General features: G+C 36.8%; 9 protein-coding genes. 6 read left to right on the forward strand and 3 right to left on the reverse strand.

Going from position 1 to position 13,591, the window contains the following annotated elements; translation table 11 throughout:
- Positions 1–43 precede the first annotated feature (43 nt).
- From KEM10_RS10365 to KEM10_RS10375, 3 genes are all read left to right on the forward strand, one after another.
- A complete protein-coding gene (locus KEM10_RS10365) occupies positions 44–2,281 on the forward strand; it encodes a TonB-dependent receptor domain-containing protein (protein ID WP_212215926.1) in 2,238 nt (745 codons plus the stop codon).
- A 68-nt stretch (positions 2,282–2,349) separates the two neighbouring features.
- The gene (gene pbpC / locus KEM10_RS10370; protein WP_212215927.1) at positions 2,350–4,698 is read left to right on the forward strand and encodes a penicillin-binding protein 1C; all 2,349 of its coding nucleotides are present in this window, start codon (positions 2,350–2,352) and stop codon (positions 4,696–4,698) included.
- Positions 4,699–4,898: 200 nt separating this feature from the next.
- The gene (locus tag KEM10_RS10375) at positions 4,899–6,596 is read left to right on the forward strand and encodes a S41 family peptidase (protein WP_244825751.1); all 1,698 of its coding nucleotides are present in this window, start codon (positions 4,899–4,901) and stop codon (positions 6,594–6,596) included.
- Positions 6,597–6,653: 57 nt separating this feature from the next.
- Here KEM10_RS10375 and KEM10_RS10380 read toward each other — a convergent pair whose 3' ends face one another.
- Both KEM10_RS10380 and KEM10_RS10385 read right to left on the reverse strand, forming a co-directional pair.
- A complete protein-coding gene (locus KEM10_RS10380) occupies positions 6,654–8,105 on the reverse strand; it encodes a DUF5723 family protein (RefSeq protein WP_212215929.1) in 1,452 nt (483 codons plus the stop codon).
- On the reverse strand, positions 8,105–8,710 hold the full coding sequence (locus tag KEM10_RS10385; RefSeq protein WP_212215930.1) for a hypothetical protein: 606 nt from the start codon (positions 8,708–8,710) through the stop codon (positions 8,105–8,107). Before KEM10_RS10385 ends, KEM10_RS10380 begins: the two co-directional genes overlap by 1 nt.
- Positions 8,711–8,832: 122 nt before the next feature.
- Between KEM10_RS10385 and KEM10_RS10390 the strand changes: the two genes are divergently transcribed.
- Entirely contained in the window at positions 8,833–10,821 is a 1,989-nt protein-coding gene (locus KEM10_RS10390; protein WP_212215931.1) for a thioredoxin domain-containing protein, read from the forward strand.
- Here KEM10_RS10390 and KEM10_RS10395 read toward each other — a convergent pair.
- A complete protein-coding gene (locus tag KEM10_RS10395; RefSeq protein ID WP_212215932.1) occupies positions 10,810–11,037 on the reverse strand; it encodes a putative signal transducing protein in 228 nt (75 codons plus the stop codon). The two genes, KEM10_RS10390 and KEM10_RS10395, sit on opposite strands and share 12 nt — an antisense overlap.
- 197 nt (positions 11,038–11,234) lie before the next feature.
- On the opposite strand from KEM10_RS10395, the gene KEM10_RS10400 reads away from it, so the two are divergent.
- Together KEM10_RS10400 and KEM10_RS10405 are read left to right on the forward strand one after the other, a co-directional pair.
- Entirely contained in the window at positions 11,235–11,609 is a 375-nt protein-coding gene (locus tag KEM10_RS10400) for a BlaI/MecI/CopY family transcriptional regulator (RefSeq protein WP_212215933.1), read from the forward strand.
- Positions 11,602–13,566: a M56 family metallopeptidase gene (locus KEM10_RS10405; RefSeq protein WP_212215934.1), complete on the forward strand. Its 1,965-nt coding sequence runs from the start codon at positions 11,602–11,604 to the stop codon at positions 13,564–13,566. Before KEM10_RS10400 ends, KEM10_RS10405 begins: the two co-directional genes overlap by 8 nt.
- Positions 13,567–13,591: the final 25 nt, after the last annotated feature.

Genomic DNA, 13,591 nt, shown 5'->3' on the forward strand with positions numbered 1-13,591 from the left:
TAACTGATGTGCACACATTGTTTCAACAACATACAATTCAAATATGAAAAGATTAATTCTTATGATGTTGTTGTCATCTGTATGCTTTGCTATGTCATATAGCCAAACGTTACAACTACTTGATGGGCAACAACAAACTCCTGTTATCAATGCTACCTTCAGCTACGGAAGTCATCATGGCATTTCCAATAAAGAAGGTGAAATTAAAATCAAAAACGACTCTTCATCAACGTTATACTTATCACACATCAACTATGGTGAATTATCGATCAGTCCAAATCAATTATCAGAAATTTTAAAAATTGGCAGCTTATTGTGGAATGCGCATAATTTTGAATTACAACCGGTAAGTATTATCGCTCTTCATCAAACAACCAACGACTCACTTACTATTGTATTTGATAATCACAATCGGTTATCGCACGATGCAGCGTCTGTTTTATCACAATTACCAGAGGTTTCATTAATCAGAAAAAGCGGAAGTTATGGTTTCGATCCAGTTCTGCGTGGCTTTAAATACGATCAGTTGAATATTATAATGGATGGAGCTCAAAGTGCTAATGCAGCTTGTCCCAATCGCATGGATCCGCCAAGCAGTCAGATGCCGGTTAATATGTTATCACAAATAACTGTTTTAAAAGGCCCCTACTCCTTGCGTTTTGGAAATGGTATTGGCGGTACCATTAATTTTAAAACGGAACCATTTCAGTTTAATAACAATGGTCCACTATCGGGCAGGTTATCCGGAAGCTACGAAAGTAACGGAGGTATCTGGCGAAGCGAAGGTTTGATTGCTGTTCAACAAACAGCTTACAATCTTAAATTTTATGGTGCTGCCTCTTCAGGCAATAATTACAAAGACGGTGATGGAAATGAAGTTCCTTCTTCCTTTAGTAGAAATAACATCGGTGCCATTGCAGGATTTAAGCTAACTGACAATCAAATTATCAAGCTAAATATTAGTCATAACTATGCCAAGAATGTTGATTTCCCAGCTCTTGCGATGGATTTACGGAAAGATGATACCTGGCTGGGTAGTCTGCATCACACTGTTACTTTTAATAAAAAGTTGGTAGAATGGAATACCAGTCTCTACTCAACATTTGTTGATCATTTGATGGATAACTATGATAAAATTATAGATCCTCGAATGGCAGATGCGGTTACAGATGCTAAAACCTATAACTATGGGGGACGCACCGAAGGAAAATGGCAGTTGGGAACTAACCACTTATACCTGGGTGCTGATTATAGAGGCGATGAGGCAGAAGGAGAAAGAAGCAGAACGTTCTTAATGGGGCCCAATTCAGGTAATACTGTAACTGATAATGTATGGCAAGATGCATATGTTAGTCGTGCAAGTGTTTTTGCTGAATTTCAACAGCCATTAAATCAATGGAAACTCATTTATGCCGGTCGTATCGAGTATAATCAGGCGGATGCCAATAAACCCGACGAAATGTTCGAATCGCTATACAATGAAGTTTCAAGCACTAGTTTCAATCCCTCACTTAGTCTGGGTGTAAGCAAAAAACTGAACAAGTCTTTTGAAGCAGAGTTATGGTTAGGACATGCCCAACGAAGTGGAAGCATAACCGAACGATACATCAATTTTTTACCGGTTGGGGTTGATCCCTTTGAAATGATTGGAAACCCTGAATTATCATCCGAGAAAAACAATCAGCTGGATGTTATTCTTAAATACCAAAAGGCTTCAACTCAGGTTCAGGTTTCAGGCTTTATGGCTGCTGTTAATGATTTTATTTCTTCAGAGATAAGACATGACATCAATCCTAAAATGGCAACGGCCCCCGGCGTTCGTCAGTTTATAAATATTGATAAAGCTGTATTAAAAGGTTTTGAAATAACCTGGATCCAGCAATTCACTTCAACCATTAGTCACAGGTTAAGCATGGCCTATACACATGGTAATAATAATGAAACGGATGAAGCCTTACCAGAAATTCCACCCATGGATTTGCGTTATTCTTTATTCGGTAATTTTCTTAAAAACAAACTTCAACCCGAATTAACTTACAGGCACGTTTGGAAGCAGGATCGAATCGCTTCAAGCTTTGGTGAGACTGAGACTCCCGCTTTTCAACTGATTGATTTATCAATTAACTATGAAATCAGCAAACACCTACAATGCAACGCCAGCATTAATAATTTGTTGGATGAAACGTATTACGAACATCTGACTCGTTCAGTGCGTGGCGGTAAAGCAGCCATTAATGCACCGGGGCGGAATATGATGTTTACAATTGTTGCCCGTTGGTAAAAAATGAAAAGCCTGACAGGGTGCATCTCTGTTAGGTTTTTTCTATTTTCCTCTTAAATTTGGCTTTCATGAAAAAAGGAGAGTCGTCATTAAAAAGAAAAGGCATATGGATATTAGTTGGCCTGTTGGCTATATCCTATTATTGGTGCCTACCTAAAACTCTATTCGACACAACTTATTCAACCTGCATCAACTCAAAAGATGGAAAACTACTTTCTGCTCATATTGCCAATGACGGTCAATGGCGCTTTGAAGCAGCTGATTCCATCCCTTATAAATTCAAGGAATCAATTCTTCTGTTCGAAGATGAATATTTTTACTATCACCCGGGTTTTAATCCCGTATCTATGGCTCGGGCATTGTTTCAGAATATAAAATCAGGAAGCATTAAAAGCGGTGGCAGTACCCTAACTATGCAGGTGATCAGATTGGCGTTCAACCGCAACCGTACCCTCTTTAATAAACTGATTGAAACAATTCAGGCCACACGTCTGGAACTACGATGCTCAAAAGATGAGATTCTTCAAATGTATTCTGTTCATGCACCATTTGGAGGTAATGTGGTGGGATTGGAAGCCGCGGCCTGGCGCTATTTTGGGAGACCTGCGCATCAATTATCGTGGGCCGAATCGGCTTTACTGGCCGTCTTACCCAATGCTCCTTCGTTAATCCATCCCGGCAAAAACCGATCACGTCTATTGGAGAAGCGCAATCGTCTCTTAACAAAATTATTGGATAATAATTCCATTGATTCAACCGACTACTATTTATCTTTGGCAGAGCCTCTTCCTGACAAGCCTATTGCCTTACCACAATTAACGCCCCACCTATTACACCAACAGATGAAACAGCATGGTGAGGGCACGATGCAAACATGCATCAACTATATCTTACAGAAGCAAAGCAACCAAATAGTTGATAAGTTTTACCGAATCTACCGACAAAACGAAGTGCATAATATTGCAGCCATTATTGTTGATAATCAATCGAAGCAAGTGCTTTCTTATGTTGGTAATTGCAATTCGCAATCAAGTGAATATGGTCATGATGTAGATATTATACAAGCATCACGAAGTACTGGCAGTATTCTTAAACCCTTTTTGTATGCCGCTGCACTGGATGATGGAATATTACTTCCTAAGATGCTGGTAGCCGATATTCCAACCTACTACAGCGACTTTGCTCCAAAGAATTATACTGAAAAATTTGATGGTGCTGTGCCCGCTCACACAGCCTTATCCAGATCGCTGAATGTACCAGCCGTAAGGCTTTTAGACGACTATAGGGTGGAACGATTTCACACTCTGCTTAAAAAAATAGGAATATCAACCATTAATCAAGCTCCTTCGCACTATGGATTATCTTTGATTCTGGGTGGTGCTGAAGCTAACCTTTATGAATTAACTTCAACATATGCTTCAATGGCTGGCGTTTTAAACTACTATACAAATAACAATAGTACTTATCAAGCTAATGCGTATCAATCAGCTTGGATCAAAACAAATGCTGATGACCTTGCTACCCCTACCAACACTCTTCCACCTTTATCAGCCGGGGCAATTTATCATACTTTCGAAGCATTAACCAACGTTCAGCGCCCCGAAAACGAAGCTGGATGGGAGAACTTTACTTCTGGCAGAAAAGTGGCCTGGAAAACAGGAACCAGCTTTGGAAACAGAGATGCATGGGCCATTGGTGTTACACCTGAATATACCATTGGAGTATGGGTTGGTAACGCATCTGGCGAAGGCCGTCCTGCAATTATTGGAGGAAGTGCTGCTGCACCAGTAATGTTTGATCTTTACCGTTTATTGCAACCAACCAGTTGGTTCGACATCCCGTATGATGATCTTCAACCGATAGAAGTTTGTAAAGAAACTGGTTTTAAAGCATCAATCAATTGTTTTAACCGAGATACCTTGTATGTACCTTTGGTGGAAAAGGATTTACCAGTTTGCCCATATCACAAGATTGTGCATCTTTCAAACGATGGTAAATACCGCGTTAATGCCGATTGTTATCCGGCTTCACAAATCCGCAATGAATCATGGATGATTCTTCCTCCGGTTATGGCGTGGTATTTTCAATCGAAAAACCCCGGCTACAAGAAGCTTCCTCCTTATCTACCAGGCTGCAAACCCAACGATGAATCACCATTAGAAATTATTTACCCAAAACCCGGAGCACAGTTGGTGGTTCCTAAAGAAATTGATGGTTCCATCGGTAGAATTGTATGTAAAGCATCACATCAAAACCGCTCCGAAACATTATTTTGGCATTTGGATAATGAATACTTAGGTAGCACTCGTCATATTCATCAAATGGAGATATTGCCACAACAAGGAAATCATACACTTAGTATAAGTGATGAAAAAGGGAATATAATAAAAAGGCATTTCAACATTCCATCCCTTTAAATGATTCTAAACTAAGTGACATAAAAACTAAGTTAAACTTGAGTTAAAGTGTAAGATTAGTAGCATTGAAAGCGAAGGTTTTAAACGGAAATATTAACTTTGCTTTTACGACTTTATTAAAAAACCATATTATTTATCTGATTTACCCTTAAAGTCATTAAAAGAAAAGAAACGCATTGTATATGAAGAATTTTGTGAGAATGCCGAAAGTAAAGTGGACAGCTACCATTGCGGTAGTCTTCGTAATGCTTTTTGGTTTGTATAGCTTTAATGATGACAAGCGTAATTTTGAAATCATTAAAAACCTTGATATTTACTACACCCTGTTTCGCGAACTGAACAGTTATTACGTTGATGAAACAGAACCCGAAGAACTTGTCACTACAAGTATCAACGAAATGCTTGAGTCATTAGATCCATATACTACTTATATTCCGGAGTCGGATATGGAGGATTTTCGCTTTATGACAACCGGCGAATATGCAGGTATTGGCTCATTAATATCAAAAAGAGATGAGCACGTTGTTATTGCCGAACCTTACGAAGGATTTCCTGCTGCTAAAGCCGGATTACTTGCCGGAGATAAAATATTAGAAATTGATGGTAAAAACATGGTTGGAAAAAGCACACCTGATGTGAGTGATATGCTAAAAGGACCGGCCAATACTTCATTAAAAATAAAGGTTGAACGCCCAGGCGAAAAGAAACCTTTAACTTTTGAATTAACTCGCGAGAAGATTCAAATCAATGCTGTTCCTTATTACGGCATGGTTGATGATGAAACCGGATTAATTATACTTAATAACTTTACTCAGGACTGTGCACGTGAGGTAGAAAAGGCATTTCTTGATTTAAGAGATCAGCAAGGGGCTAAAAATGTAATTCTTGATTTACGCGCTAATCCTGGTGGTTTATTAGATGAAGCAGTAAAAATCGTTAACCTTTTTGTTCCTCGCGGAATGGAAGTAGTTAGCACTAAAGGTAAAGTGAAACAGTGGGATAAAGTATATAAAGCAACTCGTCAACCTATTGATACTGTTATGCCAATGGCTGTATTAATTAGTAGAGGATCGGCTTCTGCTTCTGAGATTGTTTCAGGTGCTTTACAGGACTTAGACCGTGCTGTTATTATTGGCCAACGTTCTTTTGGTAAAGGTTTGGTTCAAACTACCCGTAACCTATCATACAATGCTAAGTTAAAATTAACCACCGCTAAATATTACATTCCTTCGGGCAGATGTATTCAGGCTCTTGATTATTCGCACCGCAACGACGATGGTAGTGTTGGACTGGTTCCTGATTCATTGATTTCGGAGTACGAGACATTAAAAGGACGAAAAGTATATGATGGTGGTGGTATTTCACCGGATATCTTGGTTGATGCTCCAAAATATTCAAGCATTACATTTGCTTTAGTTGCTCAACAAACCATATTTGATTATGCCACTCAGTTTGTGCTTGACAACAAAAGCATTGCTCCGGCTAATGAATACAAAGTGGATGATGCAACCTATAATCAATTTATTGAGTATGTGAAGGTGCAGGAAGATTTCAAATACACATCACGTTCGCAGCAAAAATTAAAAGACTTAATTGAGATTGCTAAGAAAGAAGATTATTATTCAAAAGCAGAAGATGATTTCAAGCAATTAGAAGAGACCTTGAAACTGGATATTGAGAAAGATCTTAATTTGTTCAGAAACGAGATTGAAGAATTACTTGCCATTGAAATAACCAAACGCTATTATTACCAAAAAGGTGCCATTTTAGTTGGTTTGCAAGAAGATAAAGAATTATTTAAAGCCAAGGAGCTTTTAAGAGACAAATCACAGTATAATGGGCTATTAAATGGTCAGGTATTAAGTCACGCTGGTGATAAAAGATCAATGAAAGAATAGAACCAAGCTTCAAGATATACAAGCCGGGAGTCATTTGCTTCCGGCTTTTTTTTATAACTATCTCCAGGCTCTTCGATGTTTTGTGTAAGGATTATAATAGCATGGCAGAGCCTGAATACCTTTATTAGGTTGCCTTTTCTTTTCGTCTTTAGGATCACACCCCGGAATAATGCTGATTCCGAATCTTAGATTTATTCCTCTTGCATCGCTTAAATCAAAAAATGAGAAAAGGTTATCGGTGATAGCATGAATATGTATCGGTCCCAATTTAGCTCCAACACCAGCTCCAATGTTAAAGTAATCTCCATTTATCATTGAATATGATAAGGATGCATTGAGAACTTTATAATCAAAGGTATTAGCTGATAATGAAAACGAGGGATGAAGACGATTTCGATAGAACTCGTTACGGAATACAGCTCCTGCATTAATATGATCTGTTAAAACACGAGTTAATCCCACATACATTTGAGGTAAAAGGGGTGAAATATAACCTGAAGCATTTGGCTGAGGCACAAAAATATTTTGCAAACTATCACCAATATTTGAGATATAATCTGGATCATCAAAATCACTTTCGCTATCGGTTCCACTATAGCTAAATGTTCCTGTCGACTCAAAATTATTCACATCACTTGTCCAGTTAATAAAACCAACATCCAATAAGCTTCCTGATAATGTAGTTCGCGAATTCAACTGATAAACAAATCCAATATCAAAGCCTATACCCAAATTACGGTTATTCATCATATAACTCATCCAATCAATATCTTCCTGAAAAGCAATATCTGTCACATAACCATCTTCATCAGTTGATACTTCCAATGGAAAAGAAGTATTTACCTTTGTTTCCAAATCCATATCTAAAGCAAAAGTGCGGTCGTCGGTATATAAACCACCTTCAGTGCGAGGAGTATATACATTTCCCTTACCAAAAATCAGTTTACCCCTAATACCTAATTGAAACCTTTCACCCGTTTGTTTAGCCCAACCAACTGCATATTCGCGGTAATGATTCATATTTAATCGAAGTCCGTTTAATGAAGCCGCATTACCTGTAAAAGCCGGATAGTTACCTTCCCATAGCAGCTTAGCCGTATTCTGATTAAAGGTATTATAAGTATACACCTTCTCAGTTAAGGCAAATGTCCAATACGTATTTTTTATCCACAAACCCAAATAAAGAGGTGTGTAATGCGTTTCAGCACCAACCAGTTCATGCCCCTTCATATTTCGAATGGCTCTGTCTGGATTAAAATAGAGCGAGTCATTCTCTTCCTCAAATAACTCCTGAACCGTAAAAGCTGTATTTGAATAATTAGTATGAAAAGAAGAAAGCCCAGGCATCCCAATTATAACAGGGCATCTGGGAGTAACTGCCGGATTCACAAAGTTGGCCTGGGGTAATTCGTGCATTAAAAATAAAGTAAGGTTCTGCTGCGCCATACCTATTTGCACAACAGTCAACAAACTACCTAAAATGAAAACTCTTCTTAGAATACTATTCATCAGTTTTCAATATTAAGTTCAACCCTCACTCCTAATGATGTTTGAATTGAATATTTATTAAAATTTAGCCTTACTATGTTTGAAAGCACCAGATCATTTACCTCTAACTCAATGATCATCTGATCAGCAGACAATAAGCCATCAATATGCTCTGTTACCTCAATAAAAGATGTTTCTTTTGATTCCTTTGTAATAATGCCATTTTCATCAATAACAGCCTCATCAACCTGAATACCATCAACAGGTGTTATTTCTATGGCACTTCCCAAATTCTCAAGATAATAAAAACGCAATGTTCCTTTGGCAGGGTATCGGTTTACAAGATCATAATGTAAATAGACTCTTTTAATATATTCTTCCGACTCAAAAGATTCATTTAAACTAAAAAACAAGGTATCTTCCAGCACCACATCAATGGGAGTTAAATCACCAATAGGTGGAATATCTCCGGGAAGTTCATGAGCATTGTTAAACTGGTATCCGAAGGAACCCACAGGCAAGGCAATTTCGGGCTCATAAACTACCTCATCCGAAATTTTATCATAGTCCAATCCTACACATCCGGCAAGAAGTATAAGTATGATAATGATTAAGGTAGGTCTCATGAGTTATTGCTTTAATATATTACACGCAAATTTAACTTTAATATTGCCCTTTTTAAGCACATTGTCAACCATTATTTGAACAGTCTTTCAATCATGATGTTTTGCTAGAAAGAGTAACTTTTATGAAACCAAATAAGCTCATTGCCGAAACCAGTCCTTATCTTCTTCAACACGCTCATAATCCGGTCAAATGGTTTCCCTGGGGTGATGAAGCCTTTAAGAAAGCTCAAAATGAGGATAAACTAATACTGGTTTCAGTTGGATACTCGGCATGCCATTGGTGCCATGTTATGGAACATGAATCCTTTGAAGATGAAAGCGTGGCTGATATCATGAACCAACATTTTGTTTGTATTAAGGTAGACAGGGAAGAACGCCCTGATGTTGATCAGGTGTATATGGAAGCTGTACAAATGATTAGCGGACAAGGAGGCTGGCCTTTAAACTGTTTTGCCCTACCTAATGGACAACCGGTTTGGGGTGGAACATATTTCTCAAAAGAGCAATGGATACAAGTGTTAACAACCCTAAGTAACTTATACCAAAACGAAAGAGATAAAATTATAGATCAGGCCAAACACCTTACAGAAGGAATTCGCCAGCAGGATTTTCCAGAATTATCAATACTGCCGCAGTCGACCGATGAAGCAGAAATCATTTCAAATCTTAAAACCCGGTTTGATAATATAAACGGTGGATTGGGGGCTGCTCCAAAATTTCCTATGCCAATATCTCTCGAATTAATATTACAATTGGGATATATAAAAAACAACAAAGAATTGCTTGATTTTGCATTTCTAACATTGGATAAAATGGCCTCAGGAGGAATTTACGATCAGGTTGGAGGCGGCTTTGCCCGATACTCAGTTGATGAGCATTGGTTTGCTCCTCACTTCGAGAAGATGTTGTATGATAATGCCCAATTAATATCGCTGTATAGTAATGCCTATAAAATTAGTAGCAATCCTGATTACAAACGGATTATTAATGAAACGTTTGAATTTATTCAACGCGAATTAACTTCTGTTGATGGAGCTTTTTACTCTGCTTTGGATGCCGATAGCGAAGGAAAAGAAGGTAAGTTTTACACCTGGAGTTTTAATGAATTAAAAGAGATAATTGGTGATGACAAATACTTTTTCAGTTACTTTTCAATAAATGAAAATGGCAATTGGGAAGATGGAGTAAATATTCTGCATGCAGTTACTCCTCGAAACATTTATTCTGAAAATCAATCCCTTGTACCACGAGAGTTTGAAAGCAATATTCAGCAAATGCTACGAATGCTTTTAATTGAAAGGAATAAACGTATTCGCCCAAGCCTGGATGATAAAATCCTTACTTCGTGGAATGCCCTGACCATCATCTCATTTTGTGATGCCTATCAAGCTTTGTCCGATCAAAAATTCTTAACTGCGGCCCAAAAAGCTTTTAACTATCTACGGTCAAAAGTAGTGCAAAAGGATGGTACAATTCATCGGTCATCAAAAAATGGAGTCAGTAAAATTGAAGGCTTCCTGGATGATTATGCCTTTTACATTCAGGCTTTAATTAAGCTTTATGAAGTCACCTTTAACGAAGAATATATACTTGATGCATTGAATACAACTCAATTTGTGATGGATCATTTTTACGATGAAGCCATTGGAATCTTTTATTATACTTCATCTAAAAGTGAAAAACTGATTGCCCGCAAAACAGATATTCAGGATAATGTAATACCATCCTCAGTAAGTACAATGACTATGAATCTGATTCAACTTTCGCAAATAACTCACCTACCCGATTACGAAACCATTGCAGATATGTTAATTACCAAGATGCATGATCAGATAGAAAAAAATCCGTCTTATTATGCGCAATGGGCTTTACTATCATCACTTCGGCAGGCAAGAAATGAAGTGGTTATATGCGGTACAAATGCTGAGATGTTTCGAAAAGAGTTACAGACGGAATTAAGGCCCGGCACTATTTATGCCGGTTCATCAAATTCTAAAACTCAACTGAATATTTTAAAAGATAGATACCAATCGGATAAAACACTTATTTATCAATGCAAAAACAAAAGCTGCGATCTACCCATTGAAGATCCCGAAGATTTAGTTATTTAAGCTCATGTATTTCATTAATTCCTGAGCTTCCTCCATATCCTTCTGAAAAATCATAACATTGGCTTCAGGTACAATATGTGGAGCTATGGTACTGGTATAACCATTTAACACACTGGCTTCAATATTATGGCTTTCCAACAATTCCTTAATTTGAATAGCATCCATTGGGTTACCCGAAAAGGCAATTACCATTTTTTCGTTGTTTACATCACTCATCTTTCTACATATTTAAGTTAAGATTAGTATCAAATATAAAAATAATTTGCATAAGCTAATCCCTTTTACAATAAGGCTTTCGTTATTAAAATCAAAACTACAAAACTTAAAATTACGTTACTAAACTTATTTTTAAGTTGACAAACTTAAATTTAAGTTGTAAGTTTACAGTGCTGATTAACTAACTTGGTATTAAAATGATAACTTTAACAAAAGCAGAAGAGAATATAATGCAAATATTGTGGAAGCTGGAAAAAGGCTTTGTAAAAGATATCCAGAGCCAGTTTCCCGATCCCAAACCTCCTTACAACAGTGTTTCAACAATTGTGCGAGTGCTGGTAAAAAAAGAAATTGTAGGGTACACCAAGTACGGTGGTACTTATGAGTATTATCCATTAATTTCAAAAGAAGATTACCGAAGTGGTCAGATGGGACGTTTGGTTAACAAATATTTCAATAACTCTTTCAAACAAGTTGTCAATTTCTTTTCCGAAAATAAAAACCTCAAAATAGAAGAAGTAAATGAAGTAATAAAAATGCTTGAAGAACTGAAAAAAGAAAAAAATGACTGATTTTCTGATATACCTGTTTGAATCGGGATTGTGCTTAAGCCTGTTTTACCTTGGCTACATTGTGTTTTTTCGAAAAGAAACCTATTTCACATTCAACCGATTTTACCTGCTGGGATCAATGATACTGGCACTTACAGTACCTCTTATTTCAATACCCGTTGAAATTGGTAATCAGGGATATTTACATGAAACAGCCAATGGTGTAAGAAATATTAAAGATTACTACGAACACCTTATTCTTTTAACTGATCCCGGAACACTTGCTGATCCGTTAGCTGTTGCTAAAGATCCACAAGAGGCATTGCCTCAACAGTTGGTAAGCAAATCAGTCATCTCTATTTCAAGCATTCTGATAACAATATACATACTGGGAGTGCTGTTCTTTACCTTTCGGTTATTCTACTTATTGTTAGGCATTAAAAAGATGCTGGCAAGAGCAAAAATTGAAAAAAGTAAAAAGATGAACCTGGTACTCATTCAGGATGAAGTACCTTCTTTCTCATTTCTGAAATGGATTTTTGTTAATCCAGGCATACTTAAACCCGAAGAATTGGAACAAGTACTAACGCATGAAAAAGTTCATGTGGAACATAAACATTCAGTGGATTTGCTATTGGCACACATCATAACCATTTTCCAATGGTTTAATCCACTAACATGGCGCATACAGAAATCAATTAAAACCTGTCACGAGTACATTGCCGACCGAAAGGTGGTTGAGCACGGACATGCTTTATTTGATTATCAGTCTCTATTACTGAGTCAGTTAATCAGCATTCGCTCAGTAGAGCTGGTCAATAATTTTAATTTATTATCAATTAAAAAACGAATAGCCATGATGAATAAACATAAATCGGGCAAATGGGCTCAATTGAAAGCCTTTGCCATCGTACCTATACTATTAGCTGCTTTCTTCTTTTTTACAGATATGACAAGCAGAAATGAAGATTTTAGTTTCGAACAGCCTGTTGCAGAAAAATCCAATCAACTAATTGGTTCGTGGATATCAAATGAAACAGGAATTAATGTTATTCAATTTGTTGAAATTAAAAATGATGAACTTCTTACATTCAAAACTACCGGTGATAATAACATTGTAATAAATGATTATTCATGGGATGCAAGAAAAAGACAATTGATACTTAGTAATGAAAAAATTAAAGAGAAAGTTAATTATAGTCTTGAGAACAATAAGTTAATCATCGACTGGGGTAAAAATAATAAAGTAACTTATATCCGAAATGATGAAAAGAATTCTTACACCTTAATGGATGATGGATTCCAAAAGCTGAATCTACCTTACGCAACACAGTTAAATCCGTATAAAAAAGAAATGGTGTTATGCACTATTACTTTAAGCGGAGATAAACTGAATGTAGATGGTAAATCGGTTCGTTTTTCTGAGTTGGAAAACTTTATGGTAAAGTTAAGATCTACAGCAGATCAAAGTAAGGTGGCCAAAATGGTAGTGCTAATGAATATCGACAAAGATGCCAAAATGGAATATGTCGATCAGATTAAAACAGCACTCAGAAAAGCCAACACTTTAAAGTTGGGTTATCTGGCCAAATTAAAAGGTCATAGCGGAACTGATTACATGGCCTTATTTAATTTATTACCACCGATGGATGCAATATTAATTGAAGATGTTGATCTCGACAAAAAAGGAATTGCTCTGTTTGAGATTGAGAAAGATTATAAAGACTTTGGTTCCAAACTAAGTAAGCATGCAAGAGACAATAAAAAATATGTAATGCTATATAGTTACAGTAACAATACCAGTTATGAAGATTATATCAAAACCATTGATCTGGTTTATAAAACTATCAATTCATTGCGTAAAGAAAAGGCTTTCTTCCAGGGCGATAATTATGCGGAATTAAGCTACGAAGAACAAAAGGCTTACCGAGAAATGTATCCTATTTCTTTAACGATGAGAAATATTGATGAAGATTAGATAAAAAATTAAAGCTCCGACTGGC

Source organism: Carboxylicivirga linearis (genome assembly GCF_018271995.1).
Classification (GTDB): Bacteria; Bacteroidota; Bacteroidia; order Bacteroidales; family Marinilabiliaceae; genus Carboxylicivirga; species Carboxylicivirga linearis.